The 26,647-nt window shown below is 42.2% G+C and carries 20 protein-coding genes; 17 read left to right on the top strand and 3 right to left on the bottom strand.

Annotated elements, in window-relative coordinates; translation table 11 throughout:
• Positions 1-229: 229 nt before the first annotated feature.
• Both AC1DOV_RS06500 and AC1DOV_RS06495 read left to right on the top strand, forming a co-directional pair.
• On the top strand, positions 230-1,405 hold the full coding sequence (locus AC1DOV_RS06500) for an MFS transporter (protein WP_441875562.1): 1,176 nt from the start codon (positions 230-232) through the stop codon (positions 1,403-1,405).
• Positions 1,406-1,682: 277 nt separating this feature from the next.
• Complete coding sequence (locus tag AC1DOV_RS06495; RefSeq protein ID WP_477509698.1) at positions 1,683-3,689, top strand: AraC family transcriptional regulator; 2,007 nt, start codon at positions 1,683-1,685, stop codon at positions 3,687-3,689.
• Positions 3,690-3,848: 159 nt separating this feature from the next.
• On the opposite strand, the gene AC1DOV_RS06490 is transcribed toward AC1DOV_RS06495, so the two are convergent.
• Positions 3,849-4,724, bottom strand: a complete 876-nt coding sequence (locus tag AC1DOV_RS06490; protein WP_076265614.1) for a LysR family transcriptional regulator — start codon at positions 4,722-4,724, stop codon at positions 3,849-3,851.
• 123 nt (positions 4,725-4,847) lie between these two features.
• Here AC1DOV_RS06490 and zwf point away from each other — a divergent pair, with 123 nt between their 5' ends.
• The 6 genes from zwf (at position 4,848) to AC1DOV_RS06460 (ending at position 11,972) form a co-directional block, all read left to right on the top strand.
• Positions 4,848-6,356, top strand: coding sequence for a glucose-6-phosphate dehydrogenase (gene zwf, locus AC1DOV_RS06485; protein WP_477549480.1), 1,509 nt, complete (start codon positions 4,848-4,850; stop codon positions 6,354-6,356).
• Positions 6,349-8,340: a transketolase gene (tkt, locus tag AC1DOV_RS06480; protein ID WP_477549479.1), complete on the top strand. Its 1,992-nt coding sequence runs from the start codon at positions 6,349-6,351 to the stop codon at positions 8,338-8,340. The genes zwf and tkt overlap by 8 nt, the downstream gene beginning before the upstream one ends.
• Positions 8,341-8,392: 52 nt before the next feature.
• Positions 8,393-9,061, top strand: coding sequence for a fructose-6-phosphate aldolase (gene fsa, locus AC1DOV_RS06475; protein WP_076265617.1), 669 nt, complete (start codon positions 8,393-8,395; stop codon positions 9,059-9,061).
• A 160-nt stretch (positions 9,062-9,221) separates the two neighbouring features.
• Complete coding sequence (gene gndA, locus AC1DOV_RS06470; protein ID WP_477549478.1) at positions 9,222-10,640, top strand: NADP-dependent phosphogluconate dehydrogenase; 1,419 nt, start codon at positions 9,222-9,224, stop codon at positions 10,638-10,640.
• Between the two features lie 215 nt (positions 10,641-10,855).
• Positions 10,856-11,155 carry a hypothetical protein gene (locus AC1DOV_RS06465; protein ID WP_076265619.1) on the top strand — a complete coding sequence of 100 codons (300 nt, stop codon included), beginning with the start codon at positions 10,856-10,858 and terminating at the stop codon, positions 11,153-11,155.
• Positions 11,156-11,390: 235 nt separating this feature from the next.
• Entirely contained in the window at positions 11,391-11,972 is a 582-nt protein-coding gene (locus tag AC1DOV_RS06460) for a hypothetical protein (RefSeq protein WP_477549477.1), read from the top strand.
• Positions 11,973-12,037: 65 nt separating this feature from the next.
• On the opposite strand, the gene AC1DOV_RS06455 is transcribed toward AC1DOV_RS06460, so the two are convergent.
• On the bottom strand, positions 12,038-13,864 hold the full coding sequence (locus AC1DOV_RS06455) for an APC family permease (RefSeq protein WP_076265621.1): 1,827 nt from the start codon (positions 13,862-13,864) through the stop codon (positions 12,038-12,040).
• Positions 13,865-14,158: 294 nt separating this feature from the next.
• Between AC1DOV_RS06455 and AC1DOV_RS06450 the strand changes: the two genes are divergently transcribed.
• On the top strand, positions 14,159-14,494 hold the full coding sequence (locus AC1DOV_RS06450; protein WP_477549476.1) for a DUF4181 domain-containing protein: 336 nt from the start codon (positions 14,159-14,161) through the stop codon (positions 14,492-14,494).
• 1,375 nt (positions 14,495-15,869) lie between these two features.
• Positions 15,870-16,217, top strand: coding sequence for a c-type cytochrome (locus tag AC1DOV_RS06445; RefSeq protein WP_477549475.1), 348 nt, complete (start codon positions 15,870-15,872; stop codon positions 16,215-16,217).
• 304 nt (positions 16,218-16,521) lie between these two features.
• Here the strand turns inward: AC1DOV_RS06445 and AC1DOV_RS06440 are convergent, their stop codons facing one another.
• A complete protein-coding gene (locus tag AC1DOV_RS06440) occupies positions 16,522-16,674 on the bottom strand; it encodes a hypothetical protein (RefSeq protein ID WP_477549474.1) in 153 nt (50 codons plus the stop codon).
• A gap of 383 nt (positions 16,675-17,057) precedes the next feature.
• On the opposite strand from AC1DOV_RS06440, the gene AC1DOV_RS06435 reads away from it, so the two are divergent.
• The 7 genes from AC1DOV_RS06435 to rhaS all read left to right on the top strand — a co-directional run bounded on the left by AC1DOV_RS06435 (position 17,058) and on the right by rhaS (position 26,535).
• Positions 17,058-18,095: an autoinducer 2 ABC transporter substrate-binding protein gene (locus tag AC1DOV_RS06435; RefSeq protein WP_477549473.1), complete on the top strand. Its 1,038-nt coding sequence runs from the start codon at positions 17,058-17,060 to the stop codon at positions 18,093-18,095.
• Positions 18,085-19,920 carry a cache domain-containing sensor histidine kinase gene (locus AC1DOV_RS06430; RefSeq protein WP_477549472.1) on the top strand — a complete coding sequence of 612 codons (1,836 nt, stop codon included), beginning with the start codon at positions 18,085-18,087 and terminating at the stop codon, positions 19,918-19,920. The genes AC1DOV_RS06435 and AC1DOV_RS06430 overlap by 11 nt, the downstream gene beginning before the upstream one ends.
• Positions 19,921-19,922: 2 nt before the next feature.
• A complete protein-coding gene (locus AC1DOV_RS06425) occupies positions 19,923-21,572 on the top strand; it encodes a response regulator transcription factor (protein WP_477549471.1) in 1,650 nt (549 codons plus the stop codon).
• 224 nt (positions 21,573-21,796) lie between these two features.
• Positions 21,797-23,311 carry a sugar ABC transporter ATP-binding protein gene (locus AC1DOV_RS06420; protein ID WP_477549470.1) on the top strand — a complete coding sequence of 505 codons (1,515 nt, stop codon included), beginning with the start codon at positions 21,797-21,799 and terminating at the stop codon, positions 23,309-23,311.
• Positions 23,312-23,326: 15 nt separating this feature from the next.
• Positions 23,327-24,376: an ABC transporter permease gene (locus AC1DOV_RS06415; RefSeq protein WP_441875092.1), complete on the top strand. Its 1,050-nt coding sequence runs from the start codon at positions 23,327-23,329 to the stop codon at positions 24,374-24,376.
• Between the two features lie 4 nt (positions 24,377-24,380).
• On the top strand, positions 24,381-25,370 hold the full coding sequence (locus tag AC1DOV_RS06410) for an ABC transporter permease (protein WP_339202968.1): 990 nt from the start codon (positions 24,381-24,383) through the stop codon (positions 25,368-25,370).
• A 67-nt stretch (positions 25,371-25,437) separates the two neighbouring features.
• A complete protein-coding gene (gene rhaS / locus AC1DOV_RS06405) occupies positions 25,438-26,535 on the top strand; it encodes a rhamnose ABC transporter substrate-binding protein (protein WP_477549469.1) in 1,098 nt (365 codons plus the stop codon).
• The last annotated feature ends 112 nt before the right edge of the window (positions 26,536-26,647 follow it).

Raw genomic sequence — 26,647 nt, 5'->3', positions numbered from 1 at the left:
TTGCAGATGTTTTGCATCTGTTTATAATTATAGACAAGTGTTCATTAATGAATCAATGATTATTATTACATCATTGAAATTGGCCATACATTTTGCTCCGAAGCAAGTGGAATTTATGTATTGACTTGGAGTTCACTCCATGGATTAAGCTTCTTTATATCTTCTGTATTTCCTGATTATTGTTCATTAGTAGAAATCAAAACATTTTGCACCTGAGGAGGAATGAAATATCGAACGCCTATGGACGAAGTCGTTTATTCTCATGACTATAGGTAACCTGTTCTTATTTAACGCATTTTATATGCTGTATCCGACGCTACCGCTGTTCATCAAACAACTGGGAGGCAATGAATCGCAGGTCGGTCTAGCGATGGGTGCTTTTATGTTGTCTGCTGTTATTTTACGGCCGCTTGTTGGCGGGCTGCTAGACCGGTTCGGCAGGCGACCGTTTATCATTTGGGGACTGATTCTCTTCATCCTAGCAATGTATTTGTATAACTGGGTCGGGGGAATTGCTGTTTTGCTGGGGCTCAGAATATTGCATGGCATGAGCTGGGCGGTATCTACAACCGCTACGATGACGGCGATTACAGATATGATCCCGTCCACCCGCCGTGGTGAGGGAATGGGGTGGTTTAGCACATCCATGACACTGGCTATGGCAATCGGCCCAATGTTCGGCATATGGGTTGCTCAGAATCGATCATACAGCGATTTGTTTTTAATCGCTGTGGTCCTCTCATCAGGAGCACTGCTCCTGATGTTAGGTGCAAAAATGCCTTTCCAGCCAAAAGCTGACACAAGAAAAATTGAATTATTCGAAAAATCGGTTTTGCCCGTTGCGGCCTCGGTCTTTTTTCTCTTTATTGCTTATGGCGGCATTACAACCTTTGTTCCGCTTTTCGCTGAGTCGATTCAGGTTAATTCCGGCGCGTTTTTTCTAGCATTTGCTGCAACGCTTGCCCTAAGCCGTCCCATTTCGGGAAAACTATCTGATCGGTACGGAGAAATTTTTGTCATTGTACCGGCACTTGTAATTACGATTGGTTCATTGATTGTATTGAGCCTCTCAAGCGGATTGATGGGCGTACTGCTATCAGCAATTTTATATGGTATTGGTTTCGGTTCGGCGCAGCCAGCTCTTCAAGCGGCTACGATCCGTTTGGCTCACCCGAATCGTATAGGAGTTGCGAACGCCTCAATCTCGACTGCTAATGATCTTGGTATTGGGTTAGGTGCAATCATGTTAGGCTCTGTCTCTCAGTATGCAAGCTATAAGGTGTTGTTCATCGTCAGTGCTTTGTCCGTCGCGATTTCCTTGATTCTTTTTACTCTTTTTGCGAAACGCTTGATACAAAAGAAACCGTTTCTTCATGCAGAATCGCTTCCTCTCGAATCAAGCTAGCCATAAACTATCGACATTAATAATATGTATCAGAAACCACCCTTAAAGGTGGTTTTTTGCTTTTTTTAGCTACTACATACCTGCCGTAACTTCGCCAGAATATCAAATACTGTTCTACGGTTGCATGCAATAAGCTTATTATAAGTTTGATCTTCCACTGTGTTCATGATTGCAAATTGAAAGTTCTAGTATTTTCCTATACAATAACAATGAGAACAATTCTCAGTGAATACACTTATATAAGGGTTTATTGCTAATAAGCAAAGAGTTATACACTTTGATCGCTGCGAGAGTAGAGAGAGGATTTGAATCGAAGCAAATGAACATTAATGACCATATCCAATTATGGGATCAGGCAATTGTAAGGGTTTTAGATGTTAGACAAAACACGTTAGAGCAAGGAAAATGCTTGCGAAAGTATACATTGCCCACCAGCACCTTTGTTTATATTGTTCGTGGCAGAGGTCGACTTTGGCTGGACGGAGATGTCCATTTTGCCGACAGGTTTTATGTGCTGCACGGAGGGAAAGGAGCTTGCTTGGAGATTGAAACAGAAACGGCAATTGAATACTATCTAGTTCTATATAAGGCTGTATTGCCGCAAAACTGTCTTTATGATTTTAAATTACTGATGCAAAATGATAATCCATTCGAGAAGCCATACAGCTATACTCCATTTGACGGGTTGGCACTCTTGGAATTTATACAAATGATGCATAGAGATTGGATTCAAGCAAACAAGCTGGACATGCTGCATGTTAGAGGGGTATTTTATCAATTTGTACATAGGCTGTTTCGTCAAATGCTGCAAAGCCCTGAGGCGATCAGTCAAAATAATCTAGCAGAGCAAGTATTGCGTTTTTTATCCGATAGATATCAAGAGCCGAAATCAATGGAATCATTATCTTTGGAGCTCAATTACAGTCCACAGTATCTTACGCGCAAATTTAAAGAGCAGACAGGATTCAGTCCGATTGAATATGTCATTAAATTGAGAATAGAGAAAGCACAATTTTTATTGCTTACGACAGATGCTACTTTACAAGAGATCGCACTGAATGTGGGATATTCAGATTTGTTCTATTTCAATCGTATTTTCAAAAAATATGCAGGTATTGCACCAGGTAAATTTCGAAATAAACATCTGTCCGATCAAGGACAGGGTTCTAATCATACAAAAAAAACGTTAAAAAACTCCATTGTTAATCAAACCTCTCAAAACTATATTTATAATGAGAATGAAAAACATTCTCAATTCATAAGAGAAGAGGATTACACAATGAACAAAGGCTCCAAAACGGTAATGCTGTCCACAGTATGGCTCTGTTTTGCTATTATGGTTAGTGCGTGCTCAGCAGCGACTAACACCCCGAGAAACGCGAGCTCGGGCAATATGACAGGAACAGAGAAAACATCAGACAATCAGTCTGCCAATACTTCTACAACTGCTGCGCAGTTAAATGAAACAAAAATAGTAGCTACCCATTTTGGTGATGTGGAAATTCCAATAAATCCGAAGCGAGTAGCATCTATTGACTATTTGGGCACTGTAATTGCTCTTGGCGTTGAACCGATCGGTTCCAATAATGTGCTGCTGAATAGCCCGTATTTAAAGGGGCATTTGGAAGGTGTGGAAGATGTCGGTGACTCGATAGAGAAGCTCCTTTCTATAGAGCCGGATATTATTATTACACATACGACCAAGCCAGAGGTTTATGAGAAATATAGTGAGATTGCACCGACGGTGTCTATCGCCTCTAATACCTTCAATAGTGTTCATGAAGAATTAACCTATTTTGGAGAAGTATTAGGCAAAGAAGATGAGGCGGCTGAATGGTTGAAACAATATGATCTCCATACAGCTGAAGCGAAGGAGAAAATTGCAGGGCTTTTACCAGAAGGTTCTACATTTTCAGTATTCCAGGAGTATGATGGACAAGTTTTCGCATTCGGCCCCAAATCAGGTCGTGGAGGCAGAAATATTTATCAGATGCTGGGCCTTGCTGCTCCAACTGCAATCCCTGAAAATATATTAGCTAATACTTACTCGAAAATATCAATAGAGAAACTGCCGGAGTATGCAGGGGACTATATCGTCCTAACAACCGAGTCATCGCTGGAAGAGCTCAAAAAAGATCCAATATGGGGTTCTCTGGAAGCGGTACGGGAAGAACGAATTTTCCTTTGGAATGAAGAACGTTCATGGTATCGTGATCCTATCGCTCTCCTCGCACAAACGAAGGAGTTGGCTGACTGGATTGTTGGTCTATCGAAGCTTAAGTAATTTTGTTATAGGAAATACGTGTATATTTGGCAATCATTCAATATTTTTACACAAAGTATTTAATACCGCTGATATGAAATTGGATGCATGAACACAGATAGAAACAAGGTCAAGCATGGTGTGTACTCACCGTACTTGACCTTTTTTTTCCATAAGCCGTTATTTCACCAGCTCCAAAAACTTGCTTGCCGCATTGGATAGCGGCATATTGTGCATGATCATAAAGCCTACTTGTGATGGAGGCATCTGAATATCCAATTGAATCTCAAAGAGAGAACCTTCTTCCAGTTCTTTGGCAATAAATTCTTTAGTCACATAAGAAATACCAAGGCCTTTCCGCGCGAATTCGATGAGCAGATCAACGCTTCCTACCTCAATTTCTGGCTTGATTTGATGCCCATAATTTTGGAATAGTTCGGTAATCGCCATTCGTACACGACTGTTTCGAGAGAACAGGATAATTGGATACTGGAGCAGCACTTCTAGTGAGAGCACCTTGTCCTTAAGCTCAGCATATCTTGCTCCTGCTACAAAACAATCCTGCAGCTGAATGCCCTTCATAACCTCTAGCTGCGAATCGACGATGGGCATACGAACGACGCCCAAATCGATTTTGCCTTCCTTCAGAAAAGCGATGGTTTCTGGTGTCGTTCCATGATTCAGATGCAGCTTGATACCGGGATATTTTTCGTGATAGGTTTCCAAATAAGGCAGCAAATAATGCTTGAACAACGAATCACTTCCACCGATCCGCAGCTCACCGCTGTCCAAATTTTTAAGAGCCGCCATCTTTTCTTCGGCTAGCGAGATGAGAATTTGAGATTTCTCAATATAGGAATAAAGGATTTCACCCTCTTGCGTCAGAGCAACACCCTTAGAATTCCGATAAAACAAAATGATGCCTAAGCTGTCTTCCAACTGCTTGATGGCATGGCTAACGCTCGGCTGCGTGATATACAACGATTTTGCGGCTTGGGATAAGCTTCCCTTCTTCGCCGTCCAGTAAAAAACTTTGTATAGCTCATAATTGATCATAGACAGTATCTATAGCTCCTGTGAAAAATATGAATTACTTGTATAGGTCATATTCGTATTATAGTGGAATTAGGAAATAGAAACCAGTACTAACTACAAAGCACTGCTGGAAGGAGTAAGAACATGGAGGCTACCACATTTGTTTTGTTTGGAGCGACAGGGGATTTAGCAAAAAGAAAAATTTACCCTGCTTTGTATAATTTATTTATTGATCAAAAGCTGCCGGAGTTCTTCTCCGTGGTCGGCCTCGGAAGAAGAGAGCTATCCGATAAAACCTTTCAGGACAATGTCGAACAATCTCTTCGTATGTTTTCCAGGCGTGAAGCAAATGATCCAGAATTGATTCAAAAATTTTTGCGTACATTCCGCTATAGTGTTTTGGATGTTGGCCGCAAAGAAGATTACCATAAGCTTCTTCATCTTATTGAGAAACGGGAAGAAGAGCTGCGTGTTGCACCCAATCGCTTGTTTTACTTGTCGGTTGGACCTGAATTTTTTGAACCGATTGCAGCTAACATTCATGAAAGCGGGCTTGGTTCCGCTAATGGCTGGAAGCGGCTTGTAATCGAGAAGCCATTTGGTCATGATTTGCAGTCTGCTCGAGAATTGAATGAAAACCTGAGCAAATCGTTTGCGGAAGAAGAAGTTTTCCGTATTGATCATTATCTTGGCAAGCCGATGGTTCAGAAGCTTGAGGTTTTGCAGCAAAGCAATCCAGTCCTTCAAGCACTTTGGGACAAACGCTACATTGCCAACGTTCAAATTACGGCAAACGAAATTGTAGGGGTGGAAGAAAGAGCTGGCTATTATGATCATGTTGGTGCAATCAGAGACATGTTCCAGAACCATATGCTTCAATTGCTCATGATGTTGACCATTCACCTTCCGAACAACAGCACCTCAGAAAATGTCCGTTTCAAAAAGAAACTGGTCATGGAATCACTGGAACTGCTGCAAAAAGAGGATGTCAACACCCAAGTGATAAGAGGACAATATGGAGAAGGAGAGATTCAAGGGAAATCGGTGGTCGGTTATACCTCCGAACCAAACATTGCTGCAAACTCCATGAACGACACCTTTATTGCAGCTAAACTGCAAATTGACGATTACTTCTGGCGGGGCGTTCCTTTCTATATCCGTACAGGCAAAAGAATGAAGGACAAATCAACAAGAATTGTGATCGAGTTCAAAGAACCAATAAAGCAAGCTGCAACAAACGATGATAGCAAAATGCCTAATCTGCTTGTATTTGAGATCAGTCCTGACGAGAGCATTAGATTGCAATTAAATACGAGGGACCCTGAGCACAAGGGCGAATTCAAGCCCATGAATATTGACTTTCATGCGACGAGAGACAATGTGCCAGAAGCTTATGAGAATTTAATTCACGATGCTTTGCACGGCGACTCTACATTTTTCGCGCATTGGGACGAAGTCGAATTGTCATGGAAATGGGTTCAACCCATTTTGGAAGCTTATGAAGAAAACTTAGTTCCACTGCATCGTTATGCAGCTGGCACATACGGACCGGTTGAGTCTGATATGCTGCTTGCACAAGACGGCTTCCATTGGTGGTTCGATGAGAAGACCGAACAAGAAATCGAAACCATAAAAGGAGAACAATATGCTTAATACAAAAACAATTGAACAACTATCTATTGATACAATCCGTACACTGTCTATCGATGCTATAAACGCTGCAAATTCCGGACATCCGGGGCTTCCAATGGGAGCTGCGCCTATGGCGTACTCACTTTGGGGCAACCATCTTAATCACAACCCGAGCCATTCAAAATGGTTCAACCGTGACCGTTTCGTCTTATCCGCGGGTCATGGCTCGGCTTTGCTTTACAGCCTGCTGCATTTATCCGGTTATAACGTATCGCTCGAGGACTTAAAGCAGTTCCGTAAGCTGAACAGCAAAACGCCTGGACATCCTGAATATGGCCATACAGATGGCGTTGATGCAACAACTGGGCCACTGGGACAAGGACTTGCGATGGCTGTAGGTATGGCAATGGCCGAAGCTCACCTAGCATCAAAATTTAATCAAAACGGATACCCAGTTGTTGATCATTACACGTATGCACTTGTCGGAGACGGCTGCTTAATGGAAGGAATTTCTTACGAGGCGATGTCAATGGCTGGACATATGAAGCTCGATAAACTCGTTGTATTGTACGATTCCAACGATATTTCCTTAGACGGCGACCTCAATCTTTCTTTCGGTGAAAACATGCAGAAGAGAGCGGAATCTGCTAACTGGCACTATTTGCGAGTTGAAGATGGCAATGATATCGAACAAATCACGAAAGCGATCGAGGCAGCAAAGAGCAATGAAGAGCAGCCGACCATTATCGAAGTTCGTACGGTTATCGGATACGGAAGCAAGGCAGCGGGAACGAATAAAGTGCACGGCAATCCACTAGGCAAAGAAGAGGCAAAAGCGACAAAAGCGGTTTACGGTTGGGATCATGAGGAAGAATTTACCGTTCCAGCAGAAGTTCAAGCTCACTTTGCACAGTTGAAACAAAAAGGCGAAGCAAAAGAAGCAGCGTGGAATCAGCTAATGGCTGCTTATAAAGAACAGCATCCAGAGCTTGGTACGGAACTTGAGCAAGTCATTGAAGGTTCTGTTGTCATCGATGCTGCAGATCTTCTTACTTTCGATGCTTCCAAAACAGTTTCTACTCGTGTAGCGAGCGGTCAAGCGATCAATCATTACCTTAAAACGGTGCCTTCAATTTTTGGCGGTAGCGCAGACTTGTCGCATTCAACGATGACTGATATTAACGGCGAAAAAACCTTTGCTGTTGAATCTTATGCAGGACGAAATATTTACTTCGGCGTTCGTGAGCATGCTATGGGCGCTGCTGGAAATGGTATGGCACTGCACGGCGGCGTAAAACCGTTTGTAAGTACATTCTTCGTGTTTAGCGACTATCTGCGTCCGTCCATTCGTTTGGCTGCACTGCAGAAGCTACCTGTCATTTATGTATTTACACATGATTCCATCGCTGTTGGCGAAGATGGACCTACTCATGAGCCCGTTGAGCATTTGACCGCATTGCGCACGATTCCTGGGCTTACAGTTATCCGTCCAACTGATGCCAATGAAACGGCTAATGCTTGGGCTTATGCTTTGCAGCAAAATGAAGGACCAGTAGCTTTAGTACTAAGCAGACAAAACTTGCCTATATATGAAGAAACTAAAGGCAATGTCGCTGCGGTTGCCAGCGGTGGTTATGTTCTAACGGAGACAAACGACAAGCCTGACATTATTCTAATCGGTACCGGTTCTGAGGTTTCTCTGGCAGTTGGCGCAAAAACTGAACTTGAGAAGGAAAATATTTCGGTTCGTGTAGTAGCTATGCCAAGCCGTGAATTGTTCAACCGTCAATCGGCAGAATATAAGCAATCAGTGCTGCCTGCATCTGTTACGAAACGTTTAGCTATTGAAGCTGGTATTTCGTTAGGCTGGGATAGTTACACAGGACCAAGCGGCAGCGTATTGTCCATCGATACGTTTGGCGCTTCTGGACCCGGTAGTGAAGTTTTAGAGTTTTTCGGATTTTCGGTAGATAACGTGGTTCGAATGGCGAAAGAATTACGCTAAGCAATGCATGAAGACAATAAAAATTTAATAATAAAAAACGGAGGTTTTCATTATGAAATTTTTCATCGACACTGCGAATTTGGTAGATATCAAAAAAGCTTATAAAATCGGTGTATTGTCTGGTGTTACGACGAATCCATCTTTGGTTGCCAAAGAAGGCGTGAAATTCGAAGACCGCATAGCAGAAATTCTTCGCGAAGTGCCTGAGGTAGAATCGGTATCAGCAGAAGTGACGCCTGACGCAGAAACAGCTGAAGAAATGATCGCGCAGGCAAATGAACTGATCAAAATCAACAACAATGATAAAAACATTACAATTAAGCTTCCGATGACGCTAGCTGGTCTAGAAGCTTGCCGCTACTTGACCAAAAAAGGCGTGAAAACAAACGTAACATTGATTTTCACTGTGAACCAAGCGCTTTTGGCTGCTCGCGCTGGAGCGACTTATGTTTCTCCATTCCTCGGTCGTTTGGATGATATTTCAGAAGATGGTGTTCTGCTCGTCACGAAGATTGCTGAATTGTTCCGCACGCACAATCTGGATGCCCAAATCATCGCTGCATCTGTTCGCCACCCGGATCATGTCACTCGTGTAGCGATGGCTGGGGCACATATAGCAACGATTCCGTTCTCTGTAATCGAACAAATCTCCAAACATCCTCTAACGGATCAAGGTATGGAGAAGTTCGCAGCTGATTGGAAGAAAACGGCGCAGCAATAAGCTGCAGTTTCCAAACATTAATCGGTTCGACTAGCCTAGCATAGAAGCCTATATAGTTCATATATTCGCACTGCTAGGCAAGTCGGATATCGATGCGCATAAGCAAAGTTTTTGAAACTTTTATCTACAACAGGACAGTAATGACAGGGAGGCAGTTAAGATGAAGAAACAACAAATTGGCGTGGTTGGTTTGGCCGTAATGGGTAAAAACCTAGCCTTGAATATAGAAAGCAAAGGTTTCTCGGTTGCCGTGTATAATCGTTCAGCAGAGAAAACAAATGAACTATTGGCGGAGGCGCAAGGAAAAGATTTTGTCGGCGCATTCAGTGTGGAAGAATTCGTACAATCACTGGAATCGCCGCGTAAAATTCTTATCATGGTAAAAGCGGGTCAACCGACAGATGATACGATCAATCAGTTGGTGCCGTATCTGGATCAAGGAGATATTCTAATTGATGGCGGAAACGCCTATTTTCCAGATACACAGCGCAGAAACAAAGAACTTCAAGCATTAGGCTTCCGCTTTATCGGAGCCGGCGTTTCTGGCGGCGAAGAGGGTGCGCTTAACGGGCCAGCTATCATGCCGGGCGGTCAAAGGGACGCATACGAGCTTGTAGAGCCAATCTTGACAGCCATTTCAGCAAAAGTGAATGGTGATCCATGCAGCACTTATATCGGTGCTGACGGTGCTGGCCACTATGTCAAAATGGTACACAACGGCATCGAATACGGCGATATGCAGCTCATCGGCGAAGCGTACCACCTGCTCAAAGATGTGTTGAACCTGAACACTAGCCAGCTTCATGACATTTTCACGGAATGGAACAATGGCGAGCTGGATAGTTATTTGATCGAGATAACGGCTGATATTTTCAAAAAAATTGATCCGGAAACAGGCAAACCAATGGTAGATGTCATTCTCGATTCAGCAGGACAAAAGGGTACTGGCAAGTGGACTAGCCAAAGTGCATTGGATTTGGGTGTGCCATTGTCGATCATTACGGAATCCGTGTTCGCTCGCTTTATTTCCGCTATGAAAGAAGAACGTGTGGCTGCGAGCAAAAAATTAAACGGCCCACCGGTATCCAGCTACGACGGTGATCCGCAGGAATTTATCGAAGCTGTTCGCAAAGCGCTGTACACAAGCAAAATCGCTTCCTACGCGCAAGGCTTTGCCCAAATGAGAGCTGCTTCTGACGCTTATAACTGGGATTTGAAATATGGGAGCATTGCGATGATCTTCCGCGGAGGATGTATTATCCGTGCAAGATTTTTGCAAAATATTAAGGATGCCTATGACCGCAATCCAGCTTTGAATAACCTATTGATGGATGAATACTTCAGCAATATTGTTGAGAACTATCAAGAGGCTTGGAGAAAAGTCATTTCCATCGCTGTAACTAGAGGCATTCCGGTTCCAGCATTCGCTTCCGCATTAGCGTATTATGACAGCTATCGTACAGAAAGACTTCCTGCTAATTTGCTGCAAGCGCAGCGGGATTATTTTGGAGCACATACGTTCCAGCGCCTTGATAAAGAGGGAAGCTTCCACTTTCAATGGATGGAAAATAACGAATAACGATTAAAACCAACACAAACTCCTAGCAGATAATCATGAATTCATTTTTCATGTTATCTGTGTAGGAGTTTTTTTGTTTCAGATGGCGAATGGAGACAGTGATTTTGGAGCGCGAAGGATAAAAGTTGTTTTTGACAGAAGGAAAATTATACAATGGAAGTAAGGAACTGCTTGAAGTAGCCATCCTCATATTGTAAATGAAGGGAAGAGTGCCGATGAACACACGAATGAAACAACTTGAGGATCGACTTTCCAACCAGCAACATAAGGATTTATTTCTGCAAACGATGCACACGCTGAAAGCGATTGACGATCTTGCTGATCAGCACAGACGCTTTCAATCCATGCAGGCCATTAGCGGCGTCAAAATCATAGGTACGGAAGAGGCGTTGTTTTACGAAACGCTGACACAGGTTAAAGAAGAGATTGTGTCTACGCTTGAGAAAACGGTAAAGGACCTGGAGCACAAAGGTGATAAAAACTATACTAAAAACTTCAAGGACGGCGTGGAGTAACCCATTCGCAGCCACAATAAAAAGTTGAGTAGAAGGAAAACTTCTGCTCAACTTATTTGTGTTCATGGGAGGATACAAGAGCACAGATTCTTTTTTCTTTGTAAAAGGAACGATTCGTTATGCGCAACTTTCAATCCTATTACACGTCTGTAAATTATGGGATTATATTGAATTAAGCGAAATTAGAATGAGATAGAAGACTTTGCAATAGAATTATTCACGAATAGGAGACAAGATGAAGCCAAAACGGTCGAGAATACTTATTTACTCTGTATGTGTATTTCTTCTCCTAGTTTATTTTGGAAATAGAAGCGGGTATGTATTTAGTGAAAGTAAAGCACTGAAAGAGGCATATCCTCGTGCAGACGGAGAAGCGGTGTATCACCAAGCATTTGGGAAGGATAAACTAGTTATATGGAAAATGGAGGATATGGATTTTGTTAAGCTAGTTACGAAGAAATGGGGATTTCTATATCGCGTATCCGAGACCTCTCCATTAGCGCCAAGCGCTAACGAACCGAATACCATTCAACGAACATGGTCAGCTCAATTGAATGCCAACAAAATGTACGACATTATTTTTGCATTCTCGACGATTAACCCTGAGATAAAGCGAGTCATTATTAGCAATGATAATTTTAGCAATGTTTTAGAGGATAATTTGAAATTAATCAAGAGCGATTCAACCGTATATATTGAATTACCTGTACGAAATGGGTATGCAGTATCATACCTAGAAATTAGTCCTAAAGACAATAGGGGATTTGTTTTTCGAGGCATGGATAACAATGGTCATTTGATCGCAGCAACTAGATAGCAATAAAAGGCTGCCATCGGCAGCCTTTTATTCATGGAACCATCGCATCATAATCGTTCTAGTCATTATTTTTTTAAGTGATAAGGTACTGTAGTGACGATCACATTTCTTCGATATAACAAGTGAGCACGAATCAATAAACTGGATTGGTTATGCAGCATATTATGCCATCCTTTTTTTGGAATAAACTGCGGGATGATGACAGTAACTTTGTAATTTGATTCACTCGCCTTGCGCTGAACGGTATCAATAAATTTAGTTAATGGTTGAATGATGCTTCGATAAGGCGAATGTAAAGTAACGAGTCGCACATCAGGCTGCCACATTTTCCATTTCTCTTCGAAAGTGAATTCATCCTCTCTTTCAAATGGAATATGAACGGCAATGATCTGGTGAGCAGATAGCGATTTGGCGTAATTCAATGAGTTCTCGACCACGTGCGTAATACCAGCTACAGGAAGTATGATGACATTCCCCTCAATAGGAATAGCAGCCTCAGAGGTCGTAATTCGCAGTTGATCGGCTACAGATTCATAATGCTTTCTAATTCGGTGAAAGAGCAAAATGATAAGAGGTAGAAAAACTAATACGGACCACACCTGTGCGAATTTGGTTAAAAAGAACATCATGGTGACGATAAAGCTTATAACCGCACCTGTTGAGTTAATGATTAGCTTAGATATCCAGCCTTGCGGTTTTTCACGAATCCATTTTACCATCATACCCGTCTGCGAGAGGGTAAAGGGGATAAATACACCTACGGCATAAAGCGGGATGAGATGCTCAGTTCGGCCTTCAAATGCTATAATCAACAGGATTGAGAAAACGCCTAGAATAATAATGCCGTTGGAATAACCTAATCTGTCTCCTCTTATGGTAAACATTCGAGGGATGAATTTATCTTTGGCTAAGTTGACTGCCAGCAAGGGGAAAGCAGAATATCCCGTATTAGCAGCAAGGATCAGAATTAATGCGGTTGTTCCTTGTATAAAATAATACATAAAGTTCCGACCAAACGTATGTTCAGCAATGTCTGAAACAACGGTGACTTCTTCCCTCGGACTAATTCCATAGTAATAAGCTAAAAATACGATTCCGGAAAATAATATGGCAAGCAGCGATCCCATCGCAATTAACGTTTTGGAAGCATTATTTGGAGACGGGCTTTTAAAGTTGGGTATTGCGTTCGAGATAGCTTCAACCCCAGTTAAAGCAGAACTTCCGGAGGAAAAAGCTTTCAGCAGCAGAAACAAACTAATTCCTGCCACTGGCGTTCCAATAGGTGTATGTAATTCTGGCGAGACATTGCCTAATAGAATGTTGTAAATGCCTACAATGATTAAAATGAATAAAGCCAAAACAAATAAATAAACCGGATAGGCTAATATTGAAGCGGACTCCGTTACTCCCCTTAAATTCAAGATGGTTATAAATAATACAAAAATAATCGCAATGATCACATTATAAGGATGCAAGCTTGGGAAAGCAGATGTAATGGCATCTGTTCCGGCAGATACACTTACCGCTACCGTTAAGATATAGTCAACTAACAGTGAGCCTCCGGCTACTAACCCAGAGTATACACCTAGATTTTTTTTGGATACGACATAAGCGCCTCCGCCGTGAGGATATGCAAAAATAATCTGCCTATAGGATAAAATAAGTGCTAATAATAAAATCAATACACCAATGGCAATCGGTATGGAATACCAAAAAGCGGCGGCACTAACGGTGATTAAGACTAACAATATTTGCTCAGGACCATATGCCACAGAAGATAAGGCATCTGAAGAAAGAATGGCAAGAGCTTTTGTTTTATTCAGTTTTTGCTCGCCTAATTCCGTTGATTTTAATGGTCGTCCGATTAAAAACCTTTTTAATGAAGAGAACATTCGTTAGCCTCACCTCGCTTAATTTATTGTGTGTATATTACCCTGCAAATGAAATAATTAAACTTTATGAAATAAAACTGGAGCGACTTAACAATCGCATAATCATTCCTTCCCTTTTGAGCTTCATAAACGTAGTATGGTACTTACAATTACACGGAATTTGTTCTTGGTTTAAATAATGATGAGTTGGCCAAATTTATTCTCCACAATGAATCAAAAACAAATGAAATGGGATTTGATTATAAAACAAATTATTTAATTTATTCAGCAGAGAGAGTACGAGGGAGTGATTTAATGGGTGGTCAAATTGGAGTAGTAGGCATACTACTCGTTTTTGCTAGTTTATTTTTAAGAAAATGGATAGTTGGAACCGCAAAAAAAGAAACTTCAGATAAGGGTAAAAGAGTGAGTATGTGGGGAATGATTATCGCAGCAAGCGTAGCAACAGCTATTATTATTTTTATTGATTTAGAAGGAAATGCTCTGAAATGGTTTTGTATGTTGTTCATATTTATCATTGCGGGCTTTCAATCATTTGTAGATTGGAAGTTTCTAAAAGGATCAAAAGAATATATAGTTACACTTCTCGTTCTAGTTATTGGTGTAACTTTATCTTATTTCATCGTCTAGTGTTTCTGATCGGCTTGGCTGTTAGGGAAGATGTACAAGCCGAAATACGCGAGGAGCACTTGACGCTACTAGTGCTTGATTGAAGAAACTGCGATTTCATCACGATATTTCAGTGAGTCTAGGTATGATTGAATTACTCACCGCATCATATATGGACGTTATCGACATAAGCTAAAACTTTTGAGGAGAGATATGTGTTAGTTCATATGACGGATGAATCTTTCACTGGAGGTTCTGTGTGCAAGCGAGCTTGAGTTGCTGCGTACAGGGCAAACAAAGGCTTCGACTCGTAGTTTACTGCTTTGCAACCCTAGAGGCATAAAAAATTAAAAACTCAAGTTTTAATTCATTTGCCAGAATAAGCTTTTGTGTTTAATCATTTGTCTCACCGTCAGTGCATATCATCCTTTGATCAATTCGCTAACGAACTGTATCAACCTTATTATGCAGAAAATTACTCTTCTAAAGTTTTAACGAACCGTATCGTCGTTATTTCATGCTGTATAGGGTGTTATGCGTTATTTTCCACGAAATAACGATTGTGGAGTTCGTTAAAATATAAATTCACTACAAAAGGTCTAAATAAGAGCTGCTGGGTTCGTAAAAGACTTATCCATTAATAATGACAGCTGCAAACAAAGGTTTTTGAGCGTCTAATTTTTTTCGCTTCAACATATGGCACGATTAAATAGGGGTTGTTTCACACGTAGATAAATCTACTTTTGAGAGGGCCTTTTGCTGTATAAAGCGAGAAAAGTGAAAGTGAAATGAGCTAATTATTGTCTTGTGAGTGATAATAAGCGCATTTCCAATGTACATCTGACCTATTTAAGTCGATGTTTAGGGATTAAGAATTGATTTTCTTTTGCGACTAACGCTTCTTTTCTTCGTATTTTTCTGAATAAGTATCGGTAATGTTATTTTCTTAATTGAGATTGTATCTATTCATAAACGAAGTAGACCAAGGGCAAGTCGGTATAAAGTAGTTATTGCTGTTAGGAGTAGAAAGAGGACAAGGAAAATGCTTTAATGTGGCTATTTATCGTAAAATTTATTACAAAGATATGACTTTATCCAGCAATAGCTCTATCGAGTCATGCGTAAGCAAGCAAGTGTAAAAGAAAATGAAATTAAGGCAATCGATGCTTTTTGATGCTTTTGAAGCATTTGAAGCTCTAGGAGCTCTAAGGGCTCTAGGAGCTTTAGGTGTTTTTGAAGGATTTGAAGCTTTTGTAGATTTTTAAAAGCTATCAAAGCTATCAAAGCTCACAAGTACAACCTTCATGTGGATCACCGACCCAACTCGGCGGATAAACATTTGAAGGGGATTGGATGTAATGTTACCACGACAAAAATGAGAGGAGGCAAACCTAAAATGAGTAGTTTAAAACAGTTTTCAGTAGGTGTTGCGATTGTGTTGGTTTTGTTATTGTCAGCTTGCGGCGGGGGAACAACAGGAGACGCGCCAAATAAGGACAACAGCGGTGAAGGCGCAGAGAGCAGCGAGGCGGTGGCACTATATAAGAAAAGGTGTATTTCTTGTCATGGCACGGAGCTGCAGGGAAGAGCTGGACCTAATTTGCAGCAGGTCGGGGCCAGACTGACAGAAGAGGAAATAGTGGATGTTGTTTCCAATGGTCGTAAGGGTATGCCAAAGTTCGAGAGCAGCTTAACGACGGAACAGATTCAAAGTTTGGCTGCATGGCTAGCTGAACATAAATAAATGCCAAAGAACCGTTAATCAATAGACTCAGCCTATAACAAAGAAAAACAAGGGTCTACTCTACAAGTCAAATTGACTTATAGAGTAGACCCTTTATTCATCTCTTAACGTAGAGTTTCTGAACACTATTTTTCTTTCGAGTGTTTCGTTATATTCATCAAGATAAGTGGATGACCATTTCCTCGCCCAATTGAGAAGTTTTCTTGAATGGGCTGCTCCGCACCAACGAGCAGGAGAACTGTCAACGTATGATCTTATTGTTTTTTATTAAGCTTTTTGTTGCAGCATCAAGTGTGGTGTATGCTTACGAAATGACATCCTCATGAGATGTTGATACATAAGACTTCGCCATTTTATCCTGAAGGACGTTGTCTTCTTGAACGAGTTTTGCTCCATTCAGCATGAGATATAAGCCGCCTGACAGAAATAAGCCTCCTAAAATAATCCAATACAGCATGTTTCATTTCTCCTTTCTGAATCTATTTCGTTAGTCCTATCATTATAAAAGGAAATGGTGCCTGAAAATAATAGCTCGAAGTAGTCATTTCCTTGCTAAATGTGTCCGATATGTTTCGTTCAAGTGAGCAATGTACCAATCAATTTCAGTGTAGGAGTCAACATTGCATTTAACTTTTATCAATTTCACATAATGGAAGGATAGCTAAGCTGAATGTAGAATAGAGTAGCTATGAATTCCAGCGAGGGGTGGCGTCAATAAAAAGAGAATTCAATTGATTTAAGTAAACGCTTTCAATTCTAAGGCAGTTGGTAAGCAACAACGAATTTTTTGTCATCATTTAATGAAACTATCGCAAACGGTTAATGGAAAAGGGTGAAGGCATGTTCAGGAAAATGATTGTTATCCTGTTATTAATTTTTACTGTAACCGCATGTCAGGGGCGTTACTCAAAAAGTGATTATGACGTGATCCATTCCATTAAATCGAATTCAACCTCAGAGAAACAGGAAGATCATCGAAAGTACACCATCGGTATTGTACCAAAAGTGATGGGGATTTCTTATTTTAATGTCGCAGAAGAAGGTGCGATGGAAGCAGCTAATGATTTAGACGTTAACGTCATTTATGAAGGGCCTCCAATCGCTGATGCATCAAAGCAGATTAATGTAATTAGACATCTTATCAATTTGTCGGTAGATGCGATTGCAGTTTCTGCAAACGATCCAGAAAAGCTGCTGCCCATCATTTTAGAAGCCAAAAGCAAGGGGATCAAGGTCATTACATGGGATGCAGATACGAATCCAGAAGGCAGAGATTTTTTTGTCAACATGGTCGATACAGAGACATTAGGCCGCCATTTGTTGGATACGCTTGCATGGAACACCGAAGAAACTGGCGAATACGCAATTATGACAGGGGCTTTCTCTGCTTCTAATCATAATGAGTGGCTCAAATGGATCAAACATCAGCAGAGTGAGTTTTACCCAAAAATGAAGCTGATTGATATTGTAGAGACGGAAGATGATCCACAAAAGGCTTATGAGAAAGCAAAACAACTGTTAGCTAAATACCCAAATCTTGCAGGCATTATCGGCAATTCTTCTGTAGGACCTCCTGCTGCCGCACAAGCTGTAAGAGAAGCTGGCAAAACAGGTCAGGTCAAAGTTGTCGGTCTCTCCACGCCGAATTTGATGCGCGATTATTTAAAGGACGGCTCGGCACAAATGGCGACACTTTGGAGTCCCAAAAAACTTGGATATTTAACTGTTGTGCTTGCAAAAAATCTGCTCGAAGGCAAGCTGCCATATGATGGTCAAGACATTTATAATGTCGGCACAATTAGGGTGAACAGGGATACGGTCATTATGGGAGAACCGATCGATTTTACAGCAGAGAATGTGGATCAATATGATTTTTAAATTTCCAGAGCAACTGCGCTTCAGAAACTATCGGCTCAGCTCTAAGCTTATATTAGTTTATTTACTGCTAAGCGTTATCCCCATGTCGCTGCTCGGTACTTTTTCTTATTTGCAGTACACAAAATCAATTGAAGAACAAATTGGTGAATATATGCCGCGTTTTCTGTATCAAGCAAATGCGAATATAACGAAGCATATGGAGGATTTTGCAGAGCTGCATACGTTAATGTTCAACTCTGACAATATGATCGCAATATTGCGTCGCGACTCCTATCAGAGCCGTTCACAGCTGAATCAGGACCAATTCGAGGTAAACAATTATTTGGCACGTACTTATTTAAATACGGGGAACCCCGATGTTATGGGTGTTTTCATATTTTCGAAAAACAGGTTTTTTTACAGTGCGAGATCAAAGTTTACAGGTCTTAATGCGGATAATGCTTTTATCCCTTATGGGCAGGATCTTGATTTACGGGGAAAAGCGAAAATTATTCTTCCTAGCCAAATCAATCTGACATTCGAGAATAACGAACCCTATGTACTGATCATGAAACAGATGAATGATGTGGATAACCGCAAAAGCCTGGCGACGATGCTGGTTGCGGTAAAGCTCTCTTTTATTGACAACATATTGCGGGAGTTTGAACAGAACAATACAGCAGATTTATGGCTGATGAACCGTGAGGGCGAAATCATCTTTCATACAGATGAGGAGAAAATAGGAGGCTTTGATGAAGAAATAAATCGATATCCCATTTTTAACGGCAGCTTTCGAAAAGGGGCAGGGAAAAAAGCGGTGATCGTAAGCCTTAGCGAATCAAATGATTTTGACTGGATACTAGCTCATAGCATACCGCTAAAATATTTAACAGAGCGTACAGATTTGGTTATGAATGTGACCATTTTTGTATTTATTTGCTTTGTCCTCATTACTTCGATCATTTCGATCTTCTTCGCAATGAATGTAACGCGGCCGATCAAGAAGCTTTCCCGTCTAATGAAGGATGTAGAAATGGGCAGGTTTCAGGTGGATCTTAAGGTCGAAAGCAATGATGAGATAGGAGCACTCGCGCGCAGCTTTAATTCGATGGTAGCTACGATTCATGAGCTGATCGAAACGAATTTTGATATCAAAATTAGACAGAAGGAAGCAGAGCTGTACGCCCTGCAATCTCAGATCAATCCGCACTTCATGTACAATACGCTGGAGACCATTAACATGGCGGTAGAGGACGGTAGATCGGAAATGGTTGTCGAGATGGTTACTATGCTTGGCCGCATGCTTCGTTTTTCAGTTAGTAACAAAAACAAATTTGTAGCGATTGCGGATGAAGTCCAGCATATTAGCAATTATTTGACCATTCAGAAATATCGATTCAATGATCGGCTGTTGTTTGAGATCGATAAAAAAACGGACATCGAATCCTTTTATACACCCAAATTTATTTTGCAGCCGGTTATTGAGAATGCCATTAAATATGGACTTGAAACCCGTAAAGCACTCGATATTCGTCTAAGCATCAGTCGTGAATTTGGTGCGCGTTCTGGAGAAGAAGATATCGTTTTTCGAATATGGGACAATGGTCCGGGTATCGATCATGATCGATTGGAGAAGCTCGAGAGGTCACTCAGATCGGAGACACTAGCCCACAAGGATTCTGGTTTTGGGCTAAGTAATGTAAACGCTAGAATTATGATTATGTTAGGCCAGCAGTATGGGGTGCAGCTTCATAGCATTTTTGGTAAGGGAACAGAGGTTATTATCCGTATTCCTGTCATCACCCTGAACGATGTGGCAGAAAAATCGAAAAGCAAGGAGGAGTAAGCATGCACAAGGCGATCAGAACATTGATTGTAGATGATGAAGAAATGATTCGAAACGGCATTGCTAGACTCATACGCTCTTGCGGTGAGGGGTGGGAAATCGTTGCGACGCTGTCTGATGGCAAAGAAGCAATGGATTATTTGCATCAGTCACAAGGAGCAGTAGATTTGCTTATTACGGATGTGAAGATGCCCGTGATGGATGGTCTAACGTTAATAAGCGAGGGAAAACGCCATTATTCCTTCTTCCCGCTTGTGATTAGTGGTTATGATGAATTTCAATACATTCAGACAGCGCTTCGAGAAGGAGCTGTTGACTATTTTTTAAAACCGATTGACCGGGAACAGTTTAAGAATCGAATGGCAGAAATTAAGGTGAAAATCGAAAGCGGACGGTTTCAGCATATGAAATGGAACGAGATGGAAAGAAAATCCGAGGAGCTAAAAACATCGCAGCAAGTGCAACTGTTAAGCTATGTCACTTCGGCAGGGCTCGATATCTCACGGCTAGGATATTGGGTGGATGAGTTTCCGAAAGGCCGATACGTCCTTCAATATGTAAGCCTCGATGCTCTTCCTGTAAAGACAAGAAGTTATACCCCAAAAGACTGGGAAGCTTATGTTTATGTGCTTGAGAATATCATCAAAGAGGTGGTAGAGAAATGTTCGAATGAATCAGAAATCATAGGCTGGTGCTGGAGAGGGGACGATTCGAATTTTTGGATATTGCTGCATCTTTCCGAGGCTTATGGCGAAAACAACGGTAAATTAGAAAAAACATCGTTCGAGCTGTCTGGTCAAATTCGTTCAGCGATTCAGTCCTACACGCCATTTACAGTTTCTGTTTCATGCGGCAGCTCGATTGAGGATTTATATTTGCTGCCAGAAGCAAAGGATCAAGCATTATCATTAATGTATTATCGTTTATTATATGGCGGCAATCAGTTGTTTGGCCGAGATGGCATTCAATTCAAGACGGAGAGCTCTTCAGACCAAATGGATAATGAGCTTGTCCATATTGCGCAGCGAATGAAGCAGGCAGTCGAACAAGTAAATGAGCAAGCAGCAGTTCAGTTTACGAAGGAGTTTTTTGCCCGGCTTGAAAAAATGGATTCGCCTGCTGCAATTCAACGAGCAATAATGAACGCATTTATTCTTATCCATTCGGTCGGCGTTGAAATGAAAGTGAATACGCCAATGTTAGATCCGCTCGAGAGCCGACTTCAAACGATTAAACGAGCGATAAATCTTAATGAGCTCAAAGTGGAACTCGATCAGCAGATCGCTCAGCTTGTTCTGGAAATGAAACGAATGCGTCAAAGCGGCAGCATGAAACCGATAGAGCAGGCCAAAGCTTGGATCATAGCCAATCTACAAGACGACTTAACGATTAAGCGTATAGCTGAGCAAGTCTATATGAATCCCTCGTATTTCTGCCGGCATTTCAAGACGCAAACAGGTGAAACAATTCTCGATTACATCACGCGTCTTAGAATGGAGAAAGCAAAGGAGCTGCTTATTGATTCGCAATTAAAGCTCTACGATATAAGCGTTCTTGTTGGTTATCAAGACGTAAAGTATTTCAGTAAGCTGTTCAAGCAATGGTCTGGGGAGACGCCATCTAAATATCGAGAACAGAAGTTTTCGAAATGATAGTCAGTATAGTAGAGAAACTAAAGGGTAGGCCTAGCGCCTGCCTTTTTATTTTGTTCACAAACAGCCATACAATGTGGATTCCATATACAAAGCGAATACACTCCCCCATAAGTAACGAATGTCTCCTTCTTCACGATCTGCAATTTCGGTAAGGTAGACCTAGAAGGAAGCAAGAAGCAGCAGCATGTAGAGAACAGCGAAGGATGGAGGGTGATCCGGAAATGGCCGAGTACATTTTGGAGCTAGAGGGAATTACAAAAACTTTTCCAGGCGTCAAGGCGCTTGATAATGTCTATTTTAAGTTAAAGCCCGGTGAGATTCATGCGTTGATGGGCGAAAATGGAGCGGGGAAATCAACCTTTATTAAGGTGATTACCGGTGTCCACCCAGCAGATGTCGGCGAGATCCTCTTTGATGGACAACGCGTGGATTTTAAAAATCCTACGGATGCGAAGCGGATGGGCATTGCAGCCATTTATCAGCATGTTACTTGTTATCCTGATTTAAGCGTCACAGAAAATATATTTATGGGGCATGAGAAAATTCAAAAAGGGACTAAGCGGATTCTTTGGAACGAAATGCATAAGGAGGCCGATAAGCTTCTGAAGGAGCTTGGCGCAGCATTCAGCCCCAAAACGCAAATGGGAGCATTAAGTGTAGCTGAGCAGCAAATCGTCGAAATTGCGAAAGCGCTTTCTGTTGATGCGAAGATCATTATTATGGATGAACCAACAGCCGCTCTTACCAATAGGGAAAGCGAAGACTTGTATCGCATTACAGAGCGTTTGCGTGACAAGGGAACAGCTATTATTTTTATCTCTCATCGCTTCGAGGACATGTATCGACTGGCCAGCAAGGTGACCGTATTCCGGGATTCCAGATACATCGGGACTTGGAATGTGGATGAAATATCGAACCAAGATCTAATTATTGCGATGGTAGGTCGTGAAATTACGCAATTGTTTCCGAAGAAGGAAGCGCAGATTGGGGAAGAATTGCTTCGGGTTGAAGGTCTTGGCAGAACCGGCTACTTTGCTGATATTTCTTTTGCGCTGCGAAGAGGGGAAATATTAGGATTGACTGGTCTCGTTGGGGCAGGACGGACAGAGGTTTGCCAAAGCATCTTCGGCATTGAGCGAAGCGACAAAGGAAAGGTATTCTTCAAGGGGCAGGAAGTGAACATCCGAAAACCGATCGATGCGATGCGTATGGGGATTGGCTACTTGCCGGAGGACAGGCAGAAGCAGGGGCTCGTACTACAATGGAGCATCGGTAGAAATATCACATTATCATCGCTTGATAAGATTTCAAGCAAAGGTGTTCTTAACACCGATAAGGAAGCGATAATCGCTAAGCAATTAGCTGAGAAGGTGAATGTTAAAGCAAAAAGCATATTCGATTTGGCCAGCTCGCTCTCAGGCGGCAACCAGCAGAAGGTTGTATTTGCAAAGCTGCTGACTGCTGATGTGGATGTCATCATTTTGGATGAACCAACCAAAGGTGTGGATGTTGGCGCCAAATCTGCCATATATGAAATGATCAGCGATTTGGCATGTCAAGGGTATGGGATATTGATGGTATCGTCCGAGATGCCTGAAATGATTGGGATGTGTGATCGGGTAGCCGTCATGCGCGAGGGCCGGATAACAGCTTTTCTAGACCGCGATTCGATCTCGCAGGAAGCGATACTTCAAGCATCAATGGCTGACGATCGCCCTCTTATACAACAACATTAAAGGTGGGCATGACACATGCAGGAGAGAGAACTCAGTACGAGAGGTATAACCGCAGCTTCGCTTAGAGCTACAAGGCCAACGCGCACGCTCAGCGCTAAGATCGCCAAATTCAGAGAGCTTGGACTACTCGGATTTATTGTTTTGCTTTCAATTGGCGTCCAGCTTCGCAACCCCAGCTTTTTGACCTTGGAAAATATAAACGATATGGTAACGAACACCGCGATTTTGAGCATTTTGGCTGTGGGGATGATGCTCGTAATCGTTACCCGCGGAATTGATCTTTCCATCGGTGCAACATTGGCTCTTTCAGGCATGATCGCGGCACAGACGGTCAGTGCATTTCCAGAAATTCCAGCTGTCGTCGCCCTTCTGATCGGCACTTTAACGGGACTTGTCAGCGGTGTGATCATTGGTTTCCTGGTTTCCAAAATCGGTATCCTGCCCATCATAGCCACACTCGGGATGATGAACGTGTTCCGCGGGTTTACTTATCTAACTAGTGGGGGCAAATGGGTTAGTGCACATCAAATGCCTACAAGTTTCAAAGCGATGGCAACGGGAACAACGCTCGGAATCAATAATCTTATCTTTATTGCAATCCTCATTTATTTCGTCGCTTATTATTTTGTTAATCATACCCGAACGGGCAGACAAATCTATGCTGTTGGAAGCAATCCAGATTCGGCAGTAATAAGCGGCATTAAGGTAGACAAAATATTATGGCTTGTATATTCCATTATGGGCGGTCTCTCCGGCTTAGCAGGTGTGCTATGGGTATCCAAATTTGCATCAGCGCAAGGTGATACGGCATCGGGTTATGAGCTCAGCGTAATTGCTGCGTGTGTACTAGGCGGTGTGAGCATTGCAGGCGGTTCTGGCAAAATATCGGGCATCATCCTTGGCTCTATTTTACTAGGTATTTTGAATAATGCACTTCCTTTGATTAACGTATCGCCCTTTTGGCAGAACGGCATTCAAGGCGCAATTATTTTGATCGCGGTCCTTATTAATGCAATCGTCAAGCGCGGCGTTGATCGCAACAATCTTATGAGGAGGAAAATCTAACGCTATGGAGCCGAGAATTGTTACGAATAAGCAGGATTTTTCCTTCAAACGGTTTTTCCTTCAGTGGGAATGGATGTTGGTTGTATTGTTTCTTGCCATAACCGTCATGAATATGAATCTATCTGAGTTTTATTGGGATTACGATAATTTGCGAGATGCAACAATGGGTTTTCTAGATAAAGCATTTATCGTGCTCCCTATGGTGTTCATCATCATCCTCGCGGATATCGATATATCCGTCGCATCGATTGTAGCATTATCGTCTGTTATTATGGCGGACTTATTCAATAAAGGTGTCCCTATTGTGCTAGCTATGGTCATTTGTTTGGCAGTGGGCACCATTTGCGGATGGATTAACGGCATCCTTATTGTGAAGTACAAGGAATTGTCCGCAGTTATCATTACTTTGGCAACGATGATCATTTATCGGGGAATCGCCTACATTATTTTGGAAGATCAAGCAGCAGGATCTTTTCCAGAGTGGTTTAGCTATTTGGGCTGGGGGTACGTGGGACCGATTCCGTTTATCTTGATCGTTTTTGCGGTATTTGCCATTGTGTTTAGCTTACTGCTGCACAAAACCGTGTTCGGCCGACAATTGTACGCGATGGGGAATAACATCAACGCGGCCCGCTTCTCAGGTGTGAATGTCGATCGTGTAAAAGTAATCGTCTTTACGCTTGCAGGACTGATGTCCGCTGTGACTGCTTTGTTTCTAACTTCCCGTATGGGAAGCACGCGTCCTAATATTGCGATGGGGTATGAACTCGATGTCATTGCCATGGTTGTTCTCGGCGGCATTAGTACGGCTGGAGGAAAAGGAAGAATGGTAGGAGCCATACTAGCGGTCTTCCTCATAGGTTTCCTGCGTTATGGTTTAGGATTAGTCAACGTACAAGCGCAAATCCTGCTCATTATTATAGGCTTGCTGCTTATATTCGCCGTCGCTGTTCCGAGACTTAAAGTAGGTCGGAGTCGTACGAAGAAAACTTAAGTTGGTGCAATACAGTCGATCGGCTGTTTTGTATATAAAGGATTGGACAAAAAAGGGAGGAAAGACAATGAGAAGAAACAAAGTGTTATCTGTATGCTTAACTGTTTTGCTTACGATCTCGATGTTAACCGCATGCGGAGGAGGCAACAGCGGCAGTAATTCCAAAAATACGGGCGGCAACAAGAGCGAAGCTACAGAGAAAAACAAGGGAAATGACACAACGGACAGTACGAAAAAGAAGAAATATGCCATTATCTTTAAAAACACGGGTAATCCATACGGTGAGAAGCAAATGGAAGGCTACAAAAACGCTGTTGAAGAGCTCGGATATGAAGCGATTTTGAAGGCGCCTGATCAGCCGACAGCAGAAGCGCAAATTCAAATGATTGAAGAGCTTATCTCGCAAAAGGTGGACGTGATCGCAATTGCGGCAAATGATCCGGACGCGCTCCAGCCGGCGCTGAAGAAAGCGATGAATCAAGGCATTAAAGTCCTTTCTTTAGATTCAGCGGTTAACGCAGCCAGTCGCATGGTTCATGTAAATCAAGCAGATCCTGAGCGTATCGGCCGCACACTAATTCAAGGCGTATCGGAAATGATTGGCGGCGAAGGCGAAATTGCGATCTTAAGCGCGACCTCTCAAGCGACAAACCAAAACACATGGATCGAATGGATGAAGAAAGAGCTGGAGGATTCGAAATACAGTAAAATCAAGCTCGTTAAAGTAGCTTATGGTGATGATTTGCGTGATAAAAGCGTGTCCGAGACTGAGGCGCTCTTGAAATCGTATCCTGATCTGAAAGGTATTATTGCGCCAACGACAGTAGGAATCGCGGCAGCGGGCAAGGTTTTAACGGATAAGGGTCTCACTGGGAAAGTGCAATTGACCGGTCTTGGCCTGCCAAGTGAAATGGCGGAATATATCGTGAGCGGCGTATGTCAGTGGATGTATTTGTGGAATCCGATTGATGTTGGGTACTTGTCCGGTTATGCAGCTGACGCATTGGTGAACGGCAAGATTACAGGTGCGGTTGGGGATAAGCTGACAGCTGGCAAACTAGGTGAGAAAGAAGTCGTGAAAGACGGTGAAGGCACGCAAATTATGCTTGGCGATCCCTTCAAATTCGATTCCTCTAACATCGCTGAATGGAAGGATGTTTATTAAAACAATCCTTTCATCATTACACATAATCGAAGAATGAGAAGATTGGCCGGGTAGTCGTTGAAGGACCTGCAGCAAGCAGGATATCCTTTCTTGTACTCCCGGCTATTTTTTT

It is taken from the genome of Paenibacillus sp. 01T47 (assembly GCF_056398245.1).
Note: the sequence above shows the minus strand (reverse complement) of the source record. Positions and strands in the feature narration are given on the sequence as shown.

Bases quoted from the DNA above. Each gene is read 5' to 3' on its own strand.
- AC1DOV_RS06490 (WP_076265614.1), bottom strand. From the start codon at position 4,724: ATGATCAATTATGAGCTATACAAAGTTTTTTACTGGACGGCGAAGAAG.
- zwf (WP_477549480.1), top strand. From the start codon at position 4,848: ATGGAGGCTACCACATTTGTTTTGTTTGGAGCGACAGGGGATTTAGCA.
- tkt (WP_477549479.1), top strand. From the start codon at position 6,349: ATGCTTAATACAAAAACAATTGAACAACTATCTATTGATACAATCCGT.
- fsa (WP_076265617.1), top strand. From the start codon at position 8,393: ATGAAATTTTTCATCGACACTGCGAATTTGGTAGATATCAAAAAAGCT.
- gndA (WP_477549478.1), top strand. From the start codon at position 9,222: ATGAAGAAACAACAAATTGGCGTGGTTGGTTTGGCCGTAATGGGTAAA.
- AC1DOV_RS06465 (WP_076265619.1), top strand. From the start codon at position 10,856: ATGAACACACGAATGAAACAACTTGAGGATCGACTTTCCAACCAGCAA.
- AC1DOV_RS06460 (WP_477549477.1), top strand. From the start codon at position 11,391: ATGAAGCCAAAACGGTCGAGAATACTTATTTACTCTGTATGTGTATTT.
- AC1DOV_RS06455 (WP_076265621.1), bottom strand. From the start codon at position 13,864: ATGTTCTCTTCATTAAAAAGGTTTTTAATCGGACGACCATTAAAATCA.
- AC1DOV_RS06450 (WP_477549476.1), top strand. From the start codon at position 14,159: ATGGGTGGTCAAATTGGAGTAGTAGGCATACTACTCGTTTTTGCTAGT.
- AC1DOV_RS06445 (WP_477549475.1), top strand. From the start codon at position 15,870: ATGAGTAGTTTAAAACAGTTTTCAGTAGGTGTTGCGATTGTGTTGGTT.
- AC1DOV_RS06440 (WP_477549474.1), bottom strand. From the start codon at position 16,674: ATGCTGTATTGGATTATTTTAGGAGGCTTATTTCTGTCAGGCGGCTTA.
- AC1DOV_RS06435 (WP_477549473.1), top strand. From the start codon at position 17,058: ATGTTCAGGAAAATGATTGTTATCCTGTTATTAATTTTTACTGTAACC.
- AC1DOV_RS06430 (WP_477549472.1), top strand. From the start codon at position 18,085: ATGATTTTTAAATTTCCAGAGCAACTGCGCTTCAGAAACTATCGGCTC.
- AC1DOV_RS06425 (WP_477549471.1), top strand. From the start codon at position 19,923: ATGCACAAGGCGATCAGAACATTGATTGTAGATGATGAAGAAATGATT.
- AC1DOV_RS06420 (WP_477549470.1), top strand. From the start codon at position 21,797: ATGGCCGAGTACATTTTGGAGCTAGAGGGAATTACAAAAACTTTTCCA.
- AC1DOV_RS06415 (WP_441875092.1), top strand. From the start codon at position 23,327: ATGCAGGAGAGAGAACTCAGTACGAGAGGTATAACCGCAGCTTCGCTT.
- AC1DOV_RS06410 (WP_339202968.1), top strand. From the start codon at position 24,381: ATGGAGCCGAGAATTGTTACGAATAAGCAGGATTTTTCCTTCAAACGG.
- rhaS (WP_477549469.1), top strand. From the start codon at position 25,438: ATGAGAAGAAACAAAGTGTTATCTGTATGCTTAACTGTTTTGCTTACG.